The sequence below is a fragment of the Proteus sp. G2675 genome (assembly GCF_963886535.1).
Lineage (GTDB): Bacteria > Pseudomonadota > Gammaproteobacteria > Enterobacterales > Enterobacteriaceae > Proteus > Proteus mirabilis.
The window spans coordinates 39603-62277 of sequence record NZ_CAWPCB010000012.1 but is presented as its reverse complement, the minus strand read 5'-3'; the positions used below and the strand labels follow the sequence as shown (position 1 = coordinate 62277).

Here is a 22675-nt window from a genome sequence, read left to right as displayed (position 1 = left end):
TCAATCAATATATCTAACAAAAGAAGTAAACGCTTTTTCATCACTATTCTCGATTATTTCATTAAAACTAATCATTCCAGTATAAATAGAAAAGGTTGGATCTTTAATGCTCCCATTAGGATAAATAACTTTTTCATCTTTTGAGATAGTCGTGGTTAGTTTAGGTTCAACTTTATAATTAAAATAGATTTCTCCATCTGATTTATTGGATAACTTTCGTTCACCTTCCGTGCTTGATGGTGAATAATAGATGGATTGCTCATTCTTGCCTTCTACTATAATAGGGGCTAATGTGGTAAATAGTTCTATTTTTGAATGCTTATCATCGGTGATTGGAATAACTTCACTAATTCGCATATATCTTTTGTGAATGGTAGAAACTGGTGATAATTCTATTTTTACTAACTTCCAATTACACCATCCCCCTCCATCAATAGGCACAGTGTAGGTCGCAGTTTTATTATCCTCTGCTATTTTACGTTCTACCTCTACTTTTTGTGTTAAAGAGGAGTAAGAGACTTCGGTATAATCAGAATTAAAATGAGAACGTTGGCATTTATTTGACGTATAAGTACCTCGGACTTGCACTACTGTTTCAGGGGAAATAGTTGAATAAACCGTGATTTTATTGCCATCATTATTCATATTGACGGGGAATTTATTATCAAGATATATATTGAATTGATAAGCCCACTACAACCACCTAACAATAGATAAGGAATAAGAACAAATAATTTAATCATTGTCATTAGCATATTTGAACCTTTTCATCGCCGTTATGCCTTCTGGCATAAATAATGTGGGTAATATATTACTGACAGGATCTGCCGTGATGTTACCTTGTGTTTTCCCTTCAATGGAAATATAGCAAGGTGTTGGCATAACAATATCCTTTTATCAAAAATAACAAATTAAACTAAACGATTACACTAAAAACACTTCGTCCGTTATATCCGCTACCTTAGCCAATGCGTACAATAAGACTTGAATAAAGGATAATAAAAGCTTATTAATAAACTGTAAACAGCTCCCATATTTAGTATCTCTCTAGCATAAGTCACTTTGCGTAAAATAATTGAAATATCACTATATCATGCTACATAAATAATCATAAAAAGTGTTTGTCAATATAAAATATGACTAATAAACAAACAAATCACTCATAACCCAGTAAATACTGGGTACAGTAAAATATATTTTGCTTCCAATATGGAAAGCTCAAAAAATAGTTCATAATATATTGATTTTTAACAGTTAAAAATTAATTTCATTCAATTTCATTACCTTGCCACTTTAAATAGCTCAATTTTATCAATATATTTAGCTAATAATCTTGGTTTAATTAAAATATAATTCTAAATAAGCCGTTTATTTTATTTAGCCTATATAATATGTCTGTTTTTTAATCTTCTTTTGGGCTTTTTATATTCATTTTATGAATAATAATAAAATTCGAATTGCATAAATAAGGAGAAACGAAATAAATAAAGATTCATATTATGTTAGATATATTATTTTTTATAAATAATTAATCAAATAAGTAATAGTAGAAAATGACGAGGAAAATAGAAAAAGAAAAAATGATATAGTTAACACCAAAAAAACACATAAGAAAAACCGCTTAAAGCAGTCGTTTTTTAATCAAAATTAAATGTGATTTCATCACATTGCGATGGGATAAAACTATGCACTATTTTAGTGAGTATAACCATTAACCCAAAAGCCATCATCAGATAGCTTTTGGATTATAAATAAATGAATTATTTAATCACACCACATGCCATTCTAGCACCACCACCGCCAAGCGCTTCTGGGTTATCTGAGTAGTTATCTCCCCCAACGTGAACCATTAAGGCTTTATCTTTAATTTGATCAAGCTTAGTCAGTCTAGGAGCAAGAACGGCATAATCAGCGTCACCTTTACTATTGGCAACCAAACCAGGTAGATCACCTAAATGCCCTTCTTTGTTATAAGGCCCTAAGTGAACACCTTTATTTTCAGGATCAAGATGACCACCCGCTTTTAATGCTGGAACAGGTTTTCCATCTTTCATATCTGGCTCACAAGAGCCATTAGCATGGATATGAAAACCATGAACACCCGGTGTTAACCCAGTAAGTTTTGGCGTAAATAACAGCCCATAATCGGTTTCGGTAATAGTGACAACACCAATATCATCACCCGCCCCTGTAGGTAAGGCTTCTTTTAACGTAACATCTAAGCTCGCCGCACTGGCAACCGATGTAAAGAGTAGTCCAGAGAGTAACAAAGGTATCAGTTTCATAGTATCTTCCTCTTATTATTTATGCTCAGCATAAAGTCGTCGATATCAACAAATAGAGACTCACCATTAATACTGTTTCAATGTACGTTAATTAGCATATCGTCTTAATGCAAAAAAAGCGACTTATGTCAGTAAGTCGCTTTTTTATCTTAAAATATCAATAACTATCGATACTATTTACTTTTTTCAACCCATTTGCCATCAATATAAAAGGCTGACCAACCTGTTGCTTTTCCCTCTTTTTCAGAAGAGACATATTGCTGTTTAGTTTTACGACTAAAACGTACTATGGTTGGATTCCCTTCAGGATCGGTTACAGGTGCTTGTGCTAAGTAGCGCATTTTTTCCGATAATCTATCTTTAAAACGTACTAACTCAGCGACTTTCGGTGCACGGGTTTCCCTTGATTTAGGGAACGTATTGGCCGCAAGGAAAATACCCGCCGCGCCATCACGTAACACAAAGTAAGCATCCGATTTTTCACAAGGCAATTCAGGTAGTGGAACCGGATCTTCTTTTGGTGGTGCAATTTCACCACTCTTTAAGATCTTACGTGTATTTTTACACTCTTCATTGGTGCAACCCATGTACTTGCCAAAACGCCCCATTTTTAGATGCATTTCAGCGCCACATTTATCACACTCAATCACTGGGCCTTCATAACCTTTTAAGCGGAATTCACCTTCTTCAACTTCATAACCATCACATGCAGGATTATTACCACAAACATGTAATTTACGATGAGTATCAATAAGATAACTGTCCATTGCCGTACCGCATTTCGGACAACGACGACGGGCACGTAATGCATTAGTTTCCGCATCATCTCCTTCCAAGATATTAAGTAATTCATCTTCAGGAATAAGATTTATCGTTTGTTTACAACGCTCTTTTGGTGGTAAAGCATAGCCCGAGCACCCTAAGAATACCCCTGTCGTCGCTGTTCTAATTCCCATATGACGAGAACAAGTAGGACATTCAATAGAAGTAATAACCATAGGGTTAGGTCGCATTCCTCCTTCTTCTGGATCTTTTTCAGCGACTTCTAGTTGCTGACTAAAATCTGTGAAGAATGCATCTAATACCGCTTTCCAGTTTTCTTGGTTGTTGGCAACATGGTCGAGATGATCTTCCATTTGAGCCGTGAAATCGTAGTTCATCAAATCACTAAAGTTTTCTTCTAAGCGATCGGTAACAATCTCACCCATTTTTTCTGCATAGAAACGACGGTTTTCAACTTTGACATAACCTCTATCTTGAATGGTAGAGATAATTGAAGCATAAGTTGAAGGTCGACCAATACCTCGTTTTTCTAGCTCTTTAACTAATGTCGCTTCACTAAAACGCGCTGGTGGCTTAGTAAAGTGTTGCGTTGGCGATAACTCAGCTAACGCTAATTGCGCCCCGACATCAACCGCTGGTAATGTTTTATCTTCATCTTTACTGCGCATTGCTGGCATGACTTTTGTCCAACCCGCAAAACGTAATGTGCGACCTTTAGCGCGTAGTTTATAATCCCCTGATGCAACCGTAAGTGTGGTTGAGTCATATTTTGCCGGTGTCATTTGACAGGCGACAAATTGATCCCAAATCAGTTGATATAAACGCTTCGCGTCGCTATCCATATCTTTTAAAGATTCGGCCGTCACATTGATATCAGAAGGACGAATAGCTTCGTGCGCTTCTTGTGAGTTCTCTTTACTTGAATAAACATTCGGCTCTTTAGGCAGATATTTTGCACCAAATTTATCGTGAATATAATCACGTGCCATTTGGATTGCATCCTGACTCAGGTTGGTAGAGTCAGTACGCATATAGGTGATATAACCTGCTTCATAAAGACGTTGAGCCAACATCATGGTCTTTTTCACCCCAAAGCTTAAGCGAGTACTTGCCGCTTGTTGCAATGTAGAGGTGATCAAAGGGGCACTTGGTTTACTGGATGTTGGTCTATCTTCACGGTTTTTAACGATGAAAGTGGCATTCTGTAACGCCTTAACCGCCACCTGAGTTTCCTCAGAGGAGACAGGTTTAAAGGCGTTATCTTGATAGTGCGTCACTTCCATACGCAAGGGTTGTTCATCGGGTGTCAGCAATGAAGCGTGTAATTGCCAATACTCTTCTGGCACAAATGCTTTAATTTCACGTTCACGCTCGACGAGTAGGCGTACCGCAACTGACTGTACACGCCCCGCAGATAAACCACGCGCCACTTTTTTCCATAACAGCGGAGAAACCATATAGCCAACCACACGATCCATAAAACGACGTGCTTGTTGCGCGTTAACACGGTCAATATTCAGCTCACCCGGTGTTTGGAATGCTTGTGTAATGGCATTTTTCGTAATTTCATTAAATACGACACGACTAAATCTATCATCTTCACCGCCGATCACTTCGCGTAAATGCCACGCGATAGCTTCTCCTTCGCGGTCAAGGTCCGTTGCGAGATAGATATGATCTGCTTTTTCAGCCAATGCTTTTAGTTCAGCGACTACCTTCTCTTTACCCGGCAGAATTTGGTAGTTTGTATGCCAACCATTATAAGGATCGACACCCATACGGCTGACTAAGGCTGATTTCTCATCCTTTTTAACCTTTTTCACGCCTTTCGTGGCGGATGAGTTTTCGCTCTTCTGGCTGCCAGAACCACTTTTTGGCAAATCACGAATGTGACCCACGCTAGATTTTACTACGTAGTCATTGCCAAGATATTTATTGATTGTTTTGGCTTTAGCCGGGGACTCCACGATAACAAGAGCTTTACCCATAATTACCTTTACCTAATTAAACTTTGTCATGACGGTATTGTTTAATACCCTCAGCTCAGAAAACTTTTGAAATCTCTTTTTATATTGCGTTAGTTTTGCAATATATCAACCTGTTTTTATTCAAAGCTTTTGTTTAAACGCAAAACACGTTACTTTTTTTGAGGTATTTTAATCACCTCATCACTGATTCAGGTCTAAAACATAGCGATGTCTATGTATATAGAGTAGCTAAGCTTTTAAAAATGCCACACTCTACCTGATAAAAAGCGAGGCGCAACAAATTATTTTTCTAAGGAGCATAAATGATGTCGACACAAACTACACCTATTTCCGCAGAGATGCTACTTGAAAAAGCGAATAAAATCATACGTGAACATGAAGACTATTTACAAGGTATGTACGCAGATTCTGTTGAACAAAAAGGCAATGTACTGGTATTTAAAGGCGAATTTTTTTTAGATGAACAGGGTTTACCCACGGCTAAAAGTACCGCTGCATTCAATATGTTTAAACATTTAGCACATGTGTTATCTGAAAAATACCATCTAGCGTGATGATGTTTGCTGACTATTTTGGCACTTATTGCCAACAAATCGGTTATTAACTATCAATATAAGATATAGAGAAGATTTTCAGAGCCTATCAATTCAATATGTAATATCAATTATATTTATTTTCTCTTTATCGCTATATTGAGTCTTCCTAGAAAGAGGAAATATTGCCCGATTGTTGTTAAAAATTATCAATTATTTTTATGCCAGTGTGTACCTCACTGGCTTTTTTTATTCGAAAATCGCTGAATAAATAATAAAAAAATAGCGATACTCAGCTTACATCTAACTACTGAATATCGCTAATTTGATAGCAACTCGTTATTTGATAATGCTTATAACAGTGGGTTTTTACCCCTTTGTAGCCAACGCATCATTAATTTATCCACGCTTTCCATTGCGCCACCAGTAACTCGTTCTACCATTTTTTTCTTCAGGATATATTGAACGGATAATACTTCAAAATCATTAATACGACTGATGAGCCAATCATCGCTGACCCCCACTTCATCAATCAGCCCTTTATCTACAGCATCCGTTCCATACCAATACTCGCCGGTTGCAACACTATCGATATCTAATTCAGGGCGATATTTATGTACGAAAGACTTAAATAGCAGATGAGTTTCATTGAGATCTTGTTTAAATTTCTCACGACCTTCATCCGTATTTTCCCCTAATAGGGTTAGCGTGCGTTTATATTCACCGGCAGTATGTAACTCAACATCAATGTCATTTTTCTTTAATAAACGATGAATATTGGGTATTTGAGCGACCACACCGATAGAGCCGATAATCGCAAAAGGTGCCGCAACAATTTTATCAGCGACACAGGCCATCATATAACCCCCACTGGCGGCGACTTTATCGACCACTGCAGTTAATTTGATCCCTTTATCTTTTAAACGAGTTAACTGGGCTGCTGCTAGGCCATAACCGTGAACCATACCACCGGGGCTTTCAAGACGAAGCAGTACTTCATCACCCGCTTGTGCCACAGAGAGGATAGCGCTTATCTCTTCACGTAATGCACCAACTTCATGGGCATCCATGCTACCTTTAAAATCAATAACATATAAACAAGGTTTAACAACGCCTTTGCGCCCTTCTTTAGCATTGTTTTTACTCAGTTTTTGCTCTTTCTTTTGTTGTTTTTTAAACGCTTTATGCCACACTTTCAATTCAGCCTCATCCATTTTGGCTTGTTGCATAACACGTTGTTTATCATGGTAAGACTCAGCAAGATCAGTCACCTTTAATGTGCCTTTTCGATGTTGCTTTTTACTACCGATAACCACAAAAAACGAAACAATAGCAATAATAGCGACTACAACAGTCGCAATCTCAGCTAAAAACAGTCCATATTGTAAAATATACTCCACAAAGGCCTCTTTTAAGGTTAATAAAACACAGTGAAATCATAGCACCTAGTTTAACGAAATTTTACGCTGATGCCAGTAACAAAGGCGCCATTCTGGCAGTTATTATCTGTATCACTAGCCGTTAATCACTTTAAAAATGAGTCGCTAAACTGGTTCTTAAGCACATAAGACGTTACACTTTATTTATTTTTCAATAAACAGGATATTAATATGTTGCAATATCAACCCGATCATACTGTATTAAGAGATAAAATAATTCTAGTAACGGGGGCTGGTGATGGCATAGGTAAAGAAGCTGCTCTCACATATGCTCGCTATGGTGCGACATTAATCTTGTTAGGACGTACCTTATCTAAGCTTGAAGATGTACAAAATGAGATTATCACTTCAGGCGGGCAACAACCGATGCTTTACCCTTTAGATCTACTCACCGCGAGCGAGAACGATTATCAGGAATTTGCTGATACTATCGTAAAACGTTTTCCTCATTTGGACGGTGTATTACAAAATGCCGGCCTACTCGGTGTCGTTGAGCCGATAATTAACCAACCAAGTACACTTTGGCATGATGTGATGCAAGTCAACGTTAATGCAACCTTTATGTTGACTAAAGCCTTAATCCCCCTAATGCTTAAGGCACCTCATGCAAGCCTTATTTTGACAACCTCCAGTGTAGGTCGCCAAGGCCGTTATGGTTGGGGGGCTTATTCTGTCTCTAAATTTGCCACAGAAGGCTTAATGCAAGTGTTACATGAAGAATATAAAGACAGTAGCTTGCGTATTAACTGCATCAATCCGGGTGGAACACGCACCAGTATGCGAGCAAGTGCTTTCCCCGATGAAAATGCACAAAAACTTAAAACGCCAAAAGATCTAATGCCGTTATATCTCTATCTAATGAGTGATGACAGCATTGAAGTGAGTGGTCAATCTTTAGATGCACAACCCGATCGTAAAGCCGGACCTGCTGAATAACTTGAGAATATAAGGTTTATCCTATGAGTGATGCACAACACCAACAGCGCCAACAACGTTTGAAAGAAAAAGTTGATGCCCGAATTGCGCAGGCGCAACGCGAACAAGGCATTTTGATGATTTTTACTGGTAATGGTAAAGGGAAAACCACCGCCGCCATGGGAACCGCTACACGTGCGGTTGGTCATCATAAAAAAGTCGGTGTTGTGCAATTTATTAAAGGGACATGGGAAAATGGAGAACGTAATCTTTTAGAACAAGCCGGCGTTCCCTTCTATGTTATGGAAACCGGTTTTACATGGGAAACTCAAGATAAAGCTGCCGATACACAAGCCTGTTTAAATACTTGGCAATATGCACTGCAATTACTCAATTCACCTGACTATGATTTAGTTGTCTTAGATGAACTTACTTATATGATCAGTTTTCATTATCTACCACTTGAAGATGTGGTTGCGGCTATTACTTCTCGTCCTGATCATCAAAGTGTTATTATTACAGGACGAGGCTGTCATAGACAATTAATAGAATTAGCAGACACCGTTACGGAAATGCGTCCTATTAAGCATGCGTTTGACAGTGGTATCAAAGCACAAAAAGGAATTGATTGGTAAAATAAACGCGTATAATAAACTCGTATTATGTGTTCAGATTGCCGTAATATATTTATATCAATACAGGTTCACCTAATATACCTGCACCAAATATTCTTCCGGTCTCTTTTATTAATTGAAAGTAGGCTTCTTTATCATCCAGTATATCATTTTGTATTTGTTGGCTATAAATCCATGCCATAGACATGATATGCAGATGATAAATATTATAAAGCTCTTGTTTCTTATCAGGATCACGAGACGCTAAATACGAGTAAACTATTTCATAAATAGTATTGGCTTCTTGTACTAATTCTTTATTATTAAAATTTATTTCACTCAGTGTAGGATTAAAATCCTCAGTACGTGTATCTTTTTCATTTATCCAACTAAACTGTTCTTTCTTAGCTTGTTTGGTTAATAAATCGTGATTATTCTCGAAATGAATACCATAAGGATATTTGGCTAAAAACGTTTGAAACTCCTCTTGAGAGAAGCATTTAGTCAATACATTGCCTACCCCAGAATTCTTCCAATCTGGTAAATAAGGAGGAATAGGCTCATTTAATGGAATGTCACAACGAAAGATATTGTTGTCGATAAACACAGCATCTGTGCTATTAATGGCACCATGTATTAATTGTCCATTGATCCAAACAGAGCGCGTATCTAAATAAAAGTGTTCTTTATTTTCTTCTGAAGTAAACACGGAAGTAAAGCTATAGTATATTTCCTGAGAGGGATTAATAATCCCCCCATTATTTCCAGGGTAAACCATAAATACTTTCTTTTCACCTGAGTTTGATTCTAATATATGCTCTCCATTGGTTAATGTTATTTTTTTTACCTCACCTTTATTAATCGAAAAATGATTAGTATCAATTTTAAATTGTAACGGCACATTGTTATTGTTACTGATATAAAAAATGCCTGTTTGTGTTGTCGATGTTGTTGCCTCATCACAGCCTAAACTAAGAAAGTTCATACACAACACTGTTGTTAAATAAATATAACGATGCATATTATCGCGTATACCTTATCGTAATAAATACAAATAAAATATTAATATGATAGAAACAGCTTATCATCGTATTAATATAAGCATCATAGTTTTATTTATTATAAAAATAAAGCTATCAAAAAAAGAAGTCTGCTAAAAATTAGCAGACTTCTGTATCTAACTGAAAATTTAATTTGAATTTATCAATAATTATTCGTTTATTTGCTTTTACTTCCCGCTGATTGGCGGCGACTTGAAGCACGCTTAGCCGGTGAAGTTGAAGTACGCGCAGAAATTTTGGTATGACGTTTCACCGCCCGACGAATTTGATTTGCTTTAATTCGACGCTGATCTTTTTCGACAGCCACTTTGGTTACTGTCTCATCGTTTAGTTCCACCAGCTGGCGTAAATAGTTAATTTGATTTAAGCCTAGCTCAACCCATCCGCCACGTGGAAGTCCTTTAGGCAAATCAATATCACCATAACGAACACGAATAAGGCGACTAACCTGCACACCTACCGCTTCCCACATACGACGGACTTCTCGATTGCGTCCTTCCGTTAGCGATACATTGTACCATTGGTTAATGCCTTCACCACCGCGATAAGAAACCGAACGGAATGATGCCGGCCCATCTTCTAATTGTACCCCACGAGTCAATTGACGAATTTTTGCATCATCAATTTCACCAAAAACACGTACCGCATATTCACGCTCAACTTCACGACTTGGGTGCATTAAGCGATTGGCTAACTCACCATCAGTGGTAAAGAGTAATAAACCACTGGTGTTAACATCAAGACGACCAACGGCTATCCAACGCGCACTATTTAAACGCGGAAGACGTTGGAATACGGTCGGTCTGCCCTGTGGATCACTACGTGTACATAGCTCACCTTCTGGCTTGTAATAAGCTAACACTCGACAAACATCTTTTTGTGCTTCGCGAATACTTAATATACGACCATCTAAACGGATTTTGGCTGTAGAATTGGCATCAATACGATCGCCTAATTTTGCCTTCACGCCATCAATACTGATACGGCCTTCTTGAAGATAGCCTTCAATCTCACGTCGAGAACCATGACCAGAACGAGCAAGAATTTTTTGTAATTTTTCAGTACGTTGCGATTTATCGCTCATGAAACAACCTCATGTGTCGCCTTCACAGGCGTCATAAAATAAATTAGTTTTAAAATCAATCAGGTAAAAAATAACCCATGTTTATTAAACTGTTTAACAAACACAGGTCTATTGATTCAGGGATAAGCCATGCCAAAGTGACAATAAAATGAGCATGACAAATAAAATCGTGTCGATAAAATAGCGCCTAAGGCTTCCATCGTTACTATGCCGTTTACTTCCAAAACAGCTTTCTTGATGTCACTAACCACAAGATGCGCCCAATGGCTTTATCGCAGTGCGTAAATTTAACACAAGCAATAAATCTCTTCACCTTTTATCTCACTATAATAAGTCCCCTATGATGCATTTACCAAATTTAAAAGGTTATTGAAAAGGCGTAATATCGCCCATTCCTTCACGGACAATAACGGGGCTATCTTCTGTTAAATCAATCACCGTGGTTGGCTTTTGCCCCAAGTAACCGCCGTGGATCACTAAATCAACCTGTTTACCCAATAAGTCATTAATCTCTTCCGGATCTGACTCTGCAAAATCATTACCCGGTAATATTAAGCTGGTAGACATTAATGGCTCACCGATATTTTCTAATAATGCCAGCGCAATAGGATTAGAAGGTACACGTAAACCAATTGTTTTACGTTTATCATTCATTAAACGCTTAGGTACATCTTTGGTGGCTTTTAAAATAAAGGTGTAGTTACCAGGCGTATTATTTTTAATTAAACGGAAAACAACATTATCAACATAGGCATAAGTGGCAATTTCTGATAAATCTCGACACATTAGAGTGAAATTATGATGTTTATCGAGTTGGCGAATTCGACAAATACGCGTCATCGCATCTTTATTATCCAAACAACAACCTATCGCATAGCCTGAATCTGTTGGATAAATTACCACTCCGCCTTTGCGTAAAACATCCGCACTTTGTTCAATTAAACGAGCCTGCGGATTATCAGGGTGAATGTAAAAAAGTTGGCTCATATATCCCTCAACGACTTTTTGATGTTATCCCTGCCATAATGTCCATACAGGTTCAACATTAGCGGGTAACCATAAATTACGTCCTAGCTCTATCCACGAGCAAGGGCGATGAAAATCAGAACCTAACGAAGCTTTAAGATCATAAGCTTGTGCTAAAGCTGCGTGTTGTTCTCGCTCTTGTGGTGGTTGTTGGCATTGTGCCACTTCTATAGCATCACCACCTTGTTGTTTAAAATAAAGCACTAATCGCTTTAACCATTTAGAGGATAGACCATAGCGACCAGGATGTGCCAATACCGCAACTCCACCCGCTTGATGAATAGCCGTGACAGCGTCACCAATTGAGCACCATTGTGGCGGTACATAACCTGTTTTTCCTTTCGCTAGATAGCGTTTAAATACTTTATTGACCGATGCCACATGCCCTTCATTAACCAAAAAACGCGCAAAGTGTCCTCGTGTCACTTGCCCGCCTTTCGCTAGGGCACTTGCCCCTTCCCATGCCCCAGCAATACCCGCTTTAGCTAAACGTTCGCCGATCATTTTAGCGCGAGTTTCACGGCATTGACTCTGTTTTGCTAGGCATGTCGTCATAGCTTGGTGTTCGATATCAATCTGTAATCCAACAATATGGATTTCTATATTCTCCCACAAAGTCGATATCTCGACACCTGATATCAAAGTTAAAGGTAAACTTTTTTCTGCAATATAATTTTTGGCAGGTTGGATAGCAGCGGTAGTATCGTGATCGGTTATCGCTAATACCGTAATTTGTTTTTCAATGGCTCTATCGATTAATTCATCAGGTGAGAGCTCGCCATCTGATGCAGTAGTATGGCTATGCAGATCATAAATCACGCGTAAATCAGATAGCAATTCAGTCATTCCTTCTCCCTGTTTATCCTCAGTGATACAACGAATTTTTAAGAGTATGCCATAAAGTACTTGACGAACCTAATATAATCCAGTTTACTAGTACACAATATGAGCTAGTCTATTAAATATAAACTTATCATCCGCTGTAAGGAGATCTTATGAATATCAATCAACATCTTATTGCTCTGTGGTGGCGCAAAACTCTTTTATGGGCGGTTTGATCTCCTGCTTAGCATCAGTGATATCTAAAACCCGCCTACCGCGGGTTTTTTTATGTGCCAATTTTGTGCTTATCAGCACCAGAAAAAAGAAAATAGAGCGATAATAATGAATACTTCACTTGCATTCCCATTAACAACTAAGGTAACGGCATTGCCTTATCACAGCGAGCCGGCGTTACTTTTCAATACGTTGTGTGAACATCGTCATCACACCTTATTGTTAGAATCCGCACAAATTGATACCAAAGCCAATTTAAAAAGTTTGTTAATCGTTGATAGTGCATTGCGTATTAGTGCAAACAAAAATCAAGTGACTGTCGATGCGTTAAGTCTCAACGGCCAACATATCTTAGCGTTGTTAAAAAACGCACTAAAAGAAAAAAGCACACTCTCCATAGAGCGAGCGGAACAATGTGTATTTACTTTTGCATCATCATCTTTCCCTCAAGATGAAGAGAGCAAGTTAAAAGCGGCTAGCGTATTTGATGTTTTACGTTTTTTCCTAGCAAATAGCGCTGCAAAAGAAGCCAATGCTATTTTTGTGGGAGGGTTATTTGCCTATGATTTAGTGAACGGATTTGAATCCTTACCTGATTTAGAAGCGGTTTTTTCTTGCCCTGACTACTGTTTTTATTTAGCTGAACAGTTAATTGTGATCGACCATCAACATCATCATAGCCAATTAATTTCCGTTGCCTTTACGGATAATCCACAAGAGTGTCAGCGTCTTGATACCCGTCAGGCACAATTAGTTGCACTCGCACAGCAACCTTTAAAACAACCACAACGTCAACCATTAACACCTCAGCAAGCGGTTGTAAGTAGCAATATGAATGACGAAGAGTATGGTGCTATTGTTGAAGCGATGAAAACCTATATTCGTCGTGGCGATATTTTCCAAGTTGTTCCATCACGTCGTTTTCAAATTAACTGCCCTTCACCACTGGCTGCCTATCAAGTTTTGAAACAAAAAAACCCCAGTCCCTATTTGTTTTATATGCAAGATGCGTTATTTACCGTTTTTGGTGCGTCACCTGAAAGTGCGTTGAAATATCAAGCAAGTGATCGCCAAATTGAAATTTATCCTATCGCAGGTACACGCCCAAGAGGTCGCAATGCCAACGGCTCAATCAATGCTGATTTAGATAGCCGCATTGAACTTGAAATGCGCACAGATACCAAAGAGTTATCAGAACACCTTATGTTGGTTGATTTAGCACGCAATGATTTAGCGCGTATCTGCCAAGCTGGAAGCCGTTATGTCGCCGAATTAACCAAAGTAGATCGCTACGCTTTTGTTATGCACTTAGTATCAAGAGTGGTAGGAACATTACGTCATGACTTAGATATTTTTCATGCCTATCAAGCCTGTATGAATATGGGGACACTCTCAGGAGCACCGAAGGTCAGTGCTATGCAACTGATTGCACAATATGAAAAAACCAAACGAGGCAGTTATGGCGGTGCAATTGGCTACTTTACTGGTAACGGTGATTTTGATACTTGCATAGTTATTCGTTCTGCTTATGTAGAAAAAGATATTGCAACTATTCAAGTGGGCGCTGGTATTGTGCTCGATTCTGATCCAAAAATGGAGGCAGAAGAAACTCGCAATAAATCACAAGCGGTTATCAATGCCATTTTACAGGCGCATGCTGAAACGCATATGCAGGAGGCTTGCTAATGGCGACGCTCTTACTACTCGATAATATCGACTCTTTTACTTATAACTTAGTCGACCTTTTACGCAGTCAACATCATCAAGTGATCATCTATCGTAATGATGTCAGCGCTTCTTTTATCGAAAAACAATTAAACCTGTTAGATAACCCTATTCTTATGTTGTCTCCCGGCCCTGGTACACCATCACAAGCGGGTTGTATGCCTGAGCTACTTAATCGCATGTTAGGTAAATTGCCTATTATTGGTATCTGTTTAGGGCATCAAGCCATTATTGAAGCTTATGGCGGTAAAGTCTCTTCTTGTGGGGAAATTTTACACGGTAAAGCTACGCTCGCCACCCATGATGGGCAGGCGATGTTTGAACATCTGCCAAATCCTCTGCCCGTCGCTCGTTATCATTCACTCTCTGGCGAAGTTGTGCCTGAGCAACTTATCGTCAATGCGTGGTGTGATAACACCGTGATGGCCGTGCGCCATCGCCAACATCGAACTTGTGGTTTTCAGTTTCATCCAGAATCAATTTTAACCACTAAAGGCGCACAACTTTTACAACAAACCATTGCATGGGCACAAGCACCAAGAGGAGACGCATAATATGGATACTATCTTCAATAAATTATTTGCAGGACAACAATTAAGCTTAGAAGAGAGCCAAACACTGTTTAGTGCGATTATTCGTGGTGAATTAACAGAATCACAGTTAGCAGCCGTATTGATTAGTATGAAAATGCGTGGTGAGCACCCTCAAGAGATTGCCGGAGCGGCTCGTGCCCTATTGGATAATGCCTCTCCTTTTCCACGCCCAGATTATCTATTTTGCGATATTGTGGGTACTGGCGGCGATGGAGCCAATAGCATCAATATTTCAACAGCCAGTGCGTTTGTCGCGGCAGAAATTGGTCTAAAAGTGGCTAAACATGGTAATCGTAGCGTGTCTAGTCGCTCAGGATCATCAGATTTATTAGCGGCATTTGGTATTCCACTAGATAAAAGTGCCAACGATGCCCGCCAATTGTTAGATGAAATTGGACTATGCTTTTTATTTGCGCCGCTTTATCACAGTGGTTTTCGCTTTGCCGCCCCTGTGCGCCAACAGCTAAGAACACGCACGCTCTTTAATGTGTTAGGCCCATTAATTAATCCAGCCCGTCCGCCTTTAGCATTAATTGGTGTTTATAGTCCTGAATTATTAATGCCTATTGCAGATACCTTAAATGTCTTGGGCTACAAACGTGCGGCAGTGGTCCATAGTGGTGGAATGGATGAAGTGTCATTACATGCTCCCACACAAGTGGCTGAGTTACACAATGGGGAAATCACTCGTTATCAATTAACCCCAAGTGATTTTGGTCTGCGTCCTTGTGCGATAAGTGATCTTGAAGGCGGTACACCTGAGGTTAATCGCCAATTATTGGCTAATTTACTGCAAGGACAAGGTAAACGCGCACACACTGAATCCGTCGCTGCCAATGTCGCCTTATTAATGCGTTTACACGGACAAGAAGATTTGAAAGCTAATACCGAAGTTGCTATGCACGCAATCTATAGCGGTAAAACCATTAATCGAGTTAATGCGCTAGCCGCAAGAGGATAAAAATAATGACTGTATTAAATGCCATTGTTAAAGATAAAGCCGAATATTTAGTTGCACGTAAAGCACAGCAACCTTTATCAACCTTTATAGATAAGATTGCGCCATCGACACGCTCATTTTATCAAGCATTAACACAATCACACCCAGTGTTTATTTTAGAGTGTAAAAAAGCATCGCCTTCAAAAGGGATTATTCGCTCTGATTTTGATCCTGTTGCCATTGCGAAAATTTATCAACCCTATGCAGCCGCTATTTCGGTACTGACTGATGAAAAATATTTTCAAGGCTGTTTTGATTACTTACGTCAAGTCAGTGATGCCGTTCATCAACCTGTTTTATGTAAAGATTTTATTATCGATGAATACCAAATTTATTTAGCTCGTTTTTACCAAGCTGATGCCATTTTATTAATGCTTTCTGTTCTTAATGATGAACAGTACCGTGCGCTTAGTGCCGTTGCTCACCAATTAAACATGGGAGTATTAACAGAAGTGAGCACCGAAGAAGAGCGTCAGCGAGCCATTGAGCTTAAAGCAAAAGTGATCGGGATTAATAATCGTAATTTACGTGATCTCTCTATTGATTTATCTCGTACCGAACAACTTAGCCAAGGTTTACCGCAAGAGGCTATTGTTATCAGCGAATCTGGAATTCATACCCATCAACAAGTTAAAACACTAAGTCAATATGCTAATGGCTTTTTAGTGGGCAGTGCCTTGATGTCACAAGAGAATATTGCCCAAGCGGTAAGAGCACTTATTTTGGGAAAGCATAAAGTGTGCGGCTTAACCCGTACACAAGATGTTAAAGCGGCCTATCAAGCGGGTGCCTATTATGGAGGATTAATTTTTGCTGAGAAATCACCACGAAGAGTGACGCTGTCACAAGCGCAATTATTGGTAACACAAGCGCCATTAGCTTTTGTGGGCGTTTTTCAAAACCAATCTATTGAGCTGATTTGTGACTATGCTAAACAACTTAATTTATCTGCGGTTCAGTTACATGGCGCTGAAGATGCACAATTTATAGCCCAACTAAGGGAAAAAATCGCCCCACAATGTGAAATTTGGCAAGCGCTTAATATGGCTTATCACCATGATATTCAGCACATTGCGCAAGTTAACAAATATGTATTAGATAATGGTACGGGTGGCACAGGCAACACCTTTGATTGGCAAACTATTCCGCCTACTTTACGCCATAAAGCATTACTTGCAGGTGGCCTAAACAGTGATAACTGTTTAGACGCTCTAAACACCGGTTGCTTAGGACTTGATTTAAATTCAGGGGTGGAATCTTCAGCAGGTAACAAAGATCCACAACGTCTATCACAAGTCTTTACACAATTACAACAAGGCAAATTTTCACAAAATTTCTGACAAGGACAACATCACAATGAGAAAACTTAATCCCTACTTTGGTGAGTTTGGTGGTCAATATGTACCAGAAATATTGATCCCTGCATTAGATCAACTTGAACAAGCCTTTATTGACGCACAAAACGATCCGTCATTTCAGCAAGAGTTTCAAGATCTACTCAAAAATTATGCAGGTAGACCAACGGCACTGACACTCTGTCGCAATTTGACCCAAGGTACTCGTACCCGTTTATATCTAAAACGTGAAGATTTATTGCATGGCGGTGCTCATAAAACAAACCAAGTATTAGGCCAAGCACTGCTAGCAAAACGGATGGGAAAAACAGAGATTATTGCAGAAACGGGCGCTGGGCAACATGGTGTTGCCACTGCGTTAGCTTGTGCTCTGTTAAATATGAAGTGCCGTATTTATATGGGGGCAAAAGATGTTGAACGTCAATCACCCAATGTATTTCGTATGCGTTTAATGGGTGCCGAAGTTATTCCGGTGCATAGTGGTTCATCAACATTAAAAGATGCGTGTAATGAAGCGTTACGTGACTGGTCTGGCTGCTACGAGCGTGCTCACTACTTATTAGGCACTGCGGCAGGCCCGCATCCTTATCCCACTATTGTTCGCGAATTCCAGCGCATGATTGGGGATGAAGCTAAGGCGCAAATTTTAGCCCGTGAAGGTCGTCTCCCTGATGCCGTTATCGCCTGTATTGGCGGTGGCTCTAACGCCATTGGCTTATTCGCCTCATTTATACCAGAAACCTCAGTACAATTAATTGGTGTTGAGCCGGCAGGAAAAGGGATCGAAACAGGAGAGCACGGAGCACCATTAAAACATGGCAAGTTAGGCATTTATTTCGGTATGAAATCACCGATTATGCAAACCGAAGAAGGCCAAATTGAAGAGTCCTATTCTATTTCTGCAGGATTAGATTTCCCATCCGTAGGCCCTCAACATGCGCATTTAAACAGCATTGGCCGTGCAGATTATGTTTCTGTGACAGATGATGAAGCCATTGAGGCTTTTAAAACGCTATCACGCCGTGAAGGGATCATCCCCGCATTAGAATCGTCACATGCTCTGGCCTATGCGTTGAAACTGATTGCCCAAAATCCAGATAAAGAACAACTCTTAATTGTCAATTTATCCGGACGAGGTGACAAAGATATTTTTACTGTTAACGATATTTTAGCTGCACGAGGAGAAATTTAATGAGCCGTTATCAATTATGCTTTGAAGCATTAGCACAAAAACAACAAGGCGCGTTTGTTCCCTTTGTCACTTTAGGTGATCCCGATGCTGAACTGTCGTTAAAAATTATTGACGCATTAATTGAAGGGGGTGCAGATGCGTTAGAGATAGGCATTCCATTTTCTGATCCACTGGCTGATGGCCCTACTATTCAAGGGGCAAACTTACGGGCATTAAATGCTAATGTCACCCCAACCCTCTGTTTTGAGTTATTAAGCCAGATCCGCCAAAAACACCCCACTATTCCGATTGGACTATTGGTGTATGCAAATCTTGTTTTTAGCAATGGCGTTGATAATTTTTACCATAAATGCCAACAAGCGGGTGTTGATTCAGTACTGATTGGTGATGTTCCCTTACGTGAAGCAAAACAATTTCGAGAAGCGGCATTAAGCGCGAATATTGCCCCGATTTTTATTTGCCCGCCCAATGCAGATGATGAGTTATTACAAGAGTTAGCCACCAGCGCAGAGGGATATACTTATCTATTATCAAGAGCCGGTGTTACGGGGACAGATAAACGAGCAGAACAGTCACTCACTCATTTAACCAGTAAACTTAAAGCTTATAATGCACCACCTGCATTACAAGGTTTTGGGATTTCTGAGCCACAACAAGTTTCACAGGCCATTAGTAATGGTGCATTTGGCGCTATCTCAGGATCAGCCGTTGTACAAATTATTGAAAATAACCTACATCAACCTGATGTGATGTTAAAAATGTTGACGCAGTTTGTGCAACAAATGAAAGCCGCAACAATAAGCGTTTAATTCTAAAATTATTATCGCCGTCTGCTTAGAGAAAACTTTTTCCTAAGCAGATTTTTCCTAATTTAATCATTAACAATCGACCATCACTTCCCCATCAGCCTCTATTCGTAGCGCGAGTAATGCTTGATTCGCCTGAACAAGCATAAAACTATTTTTGCTCAGTCAGTTGGCAATCTGTCATTTCTTGCACATACTTTATATAGGGTATACAGCTTTAGGTTTTCTATTCAGTAGTACTCAATCAATAATGTCATTATAAGGAGTTTGATAATGAAACTATGGGCAAAAATTTCTACCGTATTAGCGGCATTACTTATGGCCATGACTTTATCTGCATGCTCTCCAACGGCAACATCAGAAGGCACTGGGGGATATTTTGATGACTCGGTGATCACCACTAAAGTAAAAACAGCTTTAATTGGTGAGAAAAACCTAAACTCAACACAAATTAGCGTTGAGACATTTAAAGGTAAAGTTCAGTTAAGTGGTTTTGTCTCTTCACAGGCTGATGCAAATCGCGCCATAGAAACCGCACGTAAAGTCACTGGCGTTAAAGGTGTCATTAACTCAATGGTTATCCGTTAAGCTATTTTTTATAAGTCAGTAAGAAAAAAGCCACTTCGGTGGTTTTTTTCTTGTCTCATCTAAAGCAATCCACACTCTTTGATATGAAGATCAATTTTTGACAAATTCTCTGTTTTACTAAAATAAGCCGTTTGTTTTTTACGGGTAAAATACCCCAAAAAAAACCGTTAAAACTAAAGTTATACTTATCTTTTTTCGATGTTATTTTCACCACACTGGTGACTTTCACTTAAATTTGATGCGACCATCATTTTCTTAATAGTACTATTCAATATCAGTAATAATATTTTTGGCCGATTTAGGCACTATTTTTTAATTATTATTAGGCAATATCATGGGCAGATAAAACATGCAAATAAAATACATCTATACATTCCCATTTATGCGAGCCAATTAAATGCTCATCGAGAATAGTGATTATTTTTTTACTAATAAAAAATATAAAGATGCATTTTTAATACACCATTAAAATATACCTCTATTATTTTAGTTATAATCAGCTAAGCCTTAATACACATAATAGAGGTAATAAAATTTTTTAGTCTAAACACGATCACTGTAGATAAGCAATTATGATTAACACAGATAAAAAAAAGCGGAGCCACTGCCCCGCTGATACTTAATAGCATATTCTGTTATTGCAAGAATAATTAGAAACGATAACCAACACCGAACATAAACACAAATGGGTCTATGCGTGTATTAATTTTTTGATCAGGGATATTATCCCCTTTGAACTTAACATCAGTTTCGATATTCATCCACCAAACAGAGGCATTCAGCATCCAGTTTTTATCAAGGTTATAGTCTAAACCTGCTTGTGCTGCAAAGCCCCAAGAGTTTTTAAGGTCTAGGCTATTCAGACCTAGAGCATTCACTGTTTCATTGTTATTGAATTTTTCATCAAAGAAGGTCGTAAAGTTTAGACCAGCACCTAAATAAGGGCGTAATTTATCTTCAGAATGACCAAAGTAATACTGTGCCATTAATGTTGGTGGTAAATGTTTAACTTTAGCAATTTCACCCACACCTGTTAACGTAACTTTATGCTCAAAAGGTGTTGCTGCTAATAACTCAACCCCAATATTATCAGTTACCATATAACCAAAGGTTAAACCTAATTGAGTGTTATTATTTACATCAAAGTGACCGACATTTAATACATTATCAGATCCTGCATTAGGACGAACTGTTGCAGTACCCGCACGGAATAAAAAATCACCCGCTTGATGAGCAAAAGAAATAGACGGTGCAAGTGTTGCAGCCGCTAGAATAAGCGCAGAAAGTTTTTTCATTATTTAACCCATTCCTGTAATAAGTAAAATCTCCGCTAAAATATACCCATTAATAAGTAATTATGATCTAATGCCGATCACAACTTTGGAATTATTTTTGCAGAAAGTGTTATTCCTCTCTTTATTATTTATGATGCTGATTATTTATAATTGATCCACATCAAATTTAGCATTAATACAATATTTTCTTATAATTAAATTTATTGTTTTTAAGAATCATTAAATAAAAGAACCTCATTAAAAGATGATATTTGACAATATCGTTATTTAGTTGTTAATTTAATGTTTCATCTGATTTGATTATTTAATTTTCATTCGCCAAACGAATGAAAAAAACCTTTCAATAACAATAGCTATAGAAATAACAGAAATGATCCCTTTTTGTTGTCTTAAAAGGTACAATATGTCCCATTGACTTAGTCTATTTGTATAGGAGCAGTTTCATGCCTACCCCGGCACGCACAATCTACCGTGATAGTCTTAACTTTTATAAAAATGAACAACGTAGCATTATCACGCTATCTGCAGTTTTGGCCCTCATTTTAGCTGTCATATATCTATTGGTTGGCCCTAATGCACAAGAATCACAAATAATTAATGACTTTATTATTAATTTTCAAAAAACCAGATTCGCTGATGTCTCACCCGCTGAATTAGAAGCGATGAATAACAGTGTTATTGGGGTATTTCAAAAGGTCTTACTGGTCTATGTTTTTGAGCTTTTTCAGCAAAGTATTCTGGTTTTAGTGATTTTAATGTTGGCAATGGCACTTTCTGCCGGTCATAACGTGACATTGAACCAAACGTTTAATGCCAGCTTACCCCGTTTACCGAAGATGTTTCTGCTAATTTTGCTCTGCTCTATTTTAATTAGTGCAGGCTTTATGTTGATTATCCCTGGTATCATTTTATTAGTGGGATTTGCACTAGCGCCAGTCGTACTGGTACGCCAACAATCTATTGGTAGCGCAATACGTCTAGGCTGGAAAATGGGCTTTGGTGAATCAGGGGCGCTGATCCCTGCCTTAGGAATTTGGATTTTATTACAATTTGGGATTGGCTTCTTAAGCAATATTACGGGTGAATTGCCTAACATGATCCACAAATTTTTATATTATTTTTTAAAGAATATTACGTCTGCATGGATGATTATTTATCTATTCCGTCTGTTTATGCTGACTGAAAATAAATATATCACCAAGTAACCCCCTCGCAGCAAACAATGCCGTGCTAATGTGATTAATAGATTAGCACGGCATTGTTATTAACATAATCATTTAAAAATAATCAATTAACCTTACACACCTATCCAGCCACTAAACCCCATGTTATTCATT

Annotated in this window: 17 protein-coding genes and 3 pseudogenes; 10 read left to right on the top strand and 10 right to left on the bottom strand. The window is 38.5% G+C overall.

Translation table 11 applies throughout. The features are described from left to right. The 4 genes and pseudogenes from AACQ49_RS03245 to topA form a co-directional block, all read right to left on the bottom strand. Positions 1 to 755, bottom strand: a pseudogene (locus AACQ49_RS03245) (hypothetical protein). 52 nt (positions 756 to 807) lie between these two features. Beyond that, a pseudogene (locus tag AACQ49_RS18420) lies at positions 808 to 882 on the bottom strand (hypothetical protein); the annotation flags it as partial. A gap of 878 nt (positions 883 to 1760) precedes the next feature. Next, positions 1761 to 2285, bottom strand: a complete 525-nt coding sequence (sodC, locus tag AACQ49_RS03235) for a superoxide dismutase family protein (protein ID WP_004243045.1) — start codon at positions 2283 to 2285, stop codon at positions 1761 to 1763. A gap of 173 nt (positions 2286 to 2458) precedes the next feature. Continuing rightward, a complete protein-coding gene (gene topA, locus AACQ49_RS03230) occupies positions 2459 to 5056 on the bottom strand; it encodes a type I DNA topoisomerase (protein WP_161778815.1) in 2598 nt (865 codons plus the stop codon). 305 nt (positions 5057 to 5361) lie between these two features. On the opposite strand from topA, the gene AACQ49_RS03225 reads away from it, so the two are divergent. Further along, complete coding sequence (locus AACQ49_RS03225; RefSeq protein ID WP_036896103.1) at positions 5362 to 5610, top strand: YciN family protein; 249 nt, start codon at positions 5362 to 5364, stop codon at positions 5608 to 5610. Positions 5611 to 5942: 332 nt separating this feature from the next. On the opposite strand, the gene sohB is transcribed toward AACQ49_RS03225, so the two are convergent. Beyond that, the gene (gene sohB, locus AACQ49_RS03220) at positions 5943 to 6989 is read right to left on the bottom strand and encodes a protease SohB (RefSeq protein ID WP_004243049.1); all 1047 of its coding nucleotides are present in this window, start codon (positions 6987 to 6989) and stop codon (positions 5943 to 5945) included. 213 nt (positions 6990 to 7202) lie between these two features. On the opposite strand from sohB, the gene AACQ49_RS03215 reads away from it, so the two are divergent. Continuing rightward, positions 7203 to 7964, top strand: coding sequence for a YciK family oxidoreductase (locus tag AACQ49_RS03215; protein WP_026090429.1), 762 nt, complete (start codon positions 7203 to 7205; stop codon positions 7962 to 7964). Positions 7965 to 7987: 23 nt separating this feature from the next. Further along, positions 7988 to 8578, top strand: a complete 591-nt coding sequence (gene cobO / locus AACQ49_RS03210) for a cob(I)yrinic acid a,c-diamide adenosyltransferase (protein ID WP_004243052.1) — start codon at positions 7988 to 7990, stop codon at positions 8576 to 8578. A gap of 52 nt (positions 8579 to 8630) precedes the next feature. On the opposite strand, the gene AACQ49_RS03205 is transcribed toward cobO, so the two are convergent. The 4 genes from AACQ49_RS03205 to rnm all read right to left on the bottom strand — a co-directional run bounded on the left by AACQ49_RS03205 (position 8631) and on the right by rnm (position 12574). Then, positions 8631 to 9542, bottom strand: a complete 912-nt coding sequence (locus tag AACQ49_RS03205) for a hypothetical protein (RefSeq protein WP_223231924.1) — start codon at positions 9540 to 9542, stop codon at positions 8631 to 8633. 233 nt (positions 9543 to 9775) lie between these two features. Further along, complete coding sequence (gene rluB, locus AACQ49_RS03200; RefSeq protein ID WP_004243055.1) at positions 9776 to 10702, bottom strand: 23S rRNA pseudouridine(2605) synthase RluB; 927 nt, start codon at positions 10700 to 10702, stop codon at positions 9776 to 9778. Positions 10703 to 11068: 366 nt separating this feature from the next. Next, the gene (locus AACQ49_RS03195; RefSeq protein ID WP_004243057.1) at positions 11069 to 11689 is read right to left on the bottom strand and encodes an L-threonylcarbamoyladenylate synthase; all 621 of its coding nucleotides are present in this window, start codon (positions 11687 to 11689) and stop codon (positions 11069 to 11071) included. Positions 11690 to 11713: 24 nt separating this feature from the next. Beyond that, positions 11714 to 12574 (bottom strand): RNase RNM, encoded by an 861-nt coding sequence (rnm, locus tag AACQ49_RS03190; RefSeq protein ID WP_004243058.1) that lies wholly within the window; start codon positions 12572 to 12574, stop codon positions 11714 to 11716. Between the two features lie 318 nt (positions 12575 to 12892). On the opposite strand from rnm, the gene AACQ49_RS03185 reads away from it, so the two are divergent. The 6 genes and pseudogenes from AACQ49_RS03185 (at position 12893) to AACQ49_RS03160 (ending at position 20043) form a co-directional block, all read left to right on the top strand. Further along, a complete protein-coding gene (locus AACQ49_RS03185; protein WP_161778814.1) occupies positions 12893 to 14470 on the top strand; it encodes an anthranilate synthase component 1 in 1578 nt (525 codons plus the stop codon). Continuing rightward, positions 14470 to 16063: pseudogene (trpD, locus tag AACQ49_RS03180) on the top strand (bifunctional anthranilate synthase glutamate amidotransferase component TrpG/anthranilate phosphoribosyltransferase TrpD). Before AACQ49_RS03185 ends, trpD begins: the two are co-directional and overlap by 1 nt. 5 nt (positions 16064 to 16068) lie before the next feature. Then, positions 16069 to 17442 carry a bifunctional indole-3-glycerol-phosphate synthase TrpC/phosphoribosylanthranilate isomerase TrpF gene (trpCF, locus tag AACQ49_RS03175; protein WP_161778813.1) on the top strand — a complete coding sequence of 458 codons (1374 nt, stop codon included), beginning with the start codon at positions 16069 to 16071 and terminating at the stop codon, positions 17440 to 17442. A 16-nt stretch (positions 17443 to 17458) separates the two neighbouring features. After that, positions 17459 to 18649 carry a tryptophan synthase subunit beta gene (gene trpB, locus AACQ49_RS03170; protein ID WP_004243066.1) on the top strand — a complete coding sequence of 397 codons (1191 nt, stop codon included), beginning with the start codon at positions 17459 to 17461 and terminating at the stop codon, positions 18647 to 18649. Continuing rightward, positions 18649 to 19458: a tryptophan synthase subunit alpha gene (gene trpA / locus AACQ49_RS03165; protein WP_004243068.1), complete on the top strand. Its 810-nt coding sequence runs from the start codon at positions 18649 to 18651 to the stop codon at positions 19456 to 19458. Before trpB ends, trpA begins: the two co-directional genes overlap by 1 nt. Before the next feature lie 270 nt (positions 19459 to 19728). Continuing rightward, entirely contained in the window at positions 19729 to 20043 is a 315-nt protein-coding gene (locus AACQ49_RS03160) for a BON domain-containing protein (protein WP_004243069.1), read from the top strand. A 650-nt stretch (positions 20044 to 20693) separates the two neighbouring features. On the opposite strand, the gene ompW is transcribed toward AACQ49_RS03160, so the two are convergent. Further along, positions 20694 to 21338 carry an outer membrane protein OmpW gene (ompW, locus tag AACQ49_RS03155; RefSeq protein ID WP_049196279.1) on the bottom strand — a complete coding sequence of 215 codons (645 nt, stop codon included), beginning with the start codon at positions 21336 to 21338 and terminating at the stop codon, positions 20694 to 20696. A gap of 443 nt (positions 21339 to 21781) precedes the next feature. On the opposite strand from ompW, the gene AACQ49_RS03150 reads away from it, so the two are divergent. Further along, positions 21782 to 22543: a YciC family protein gene (locus AACQ49_RS03150; protein ID WP_004243072.1), complete on the top strand. Its 762-nt coding sequence runs from the start codon at positions 21782 to 21784 to the stop codon at positions 22541 to 22543. The last annotated feature ends 132 nt before the right edge of the window (positions 22544 to 22675 follow it).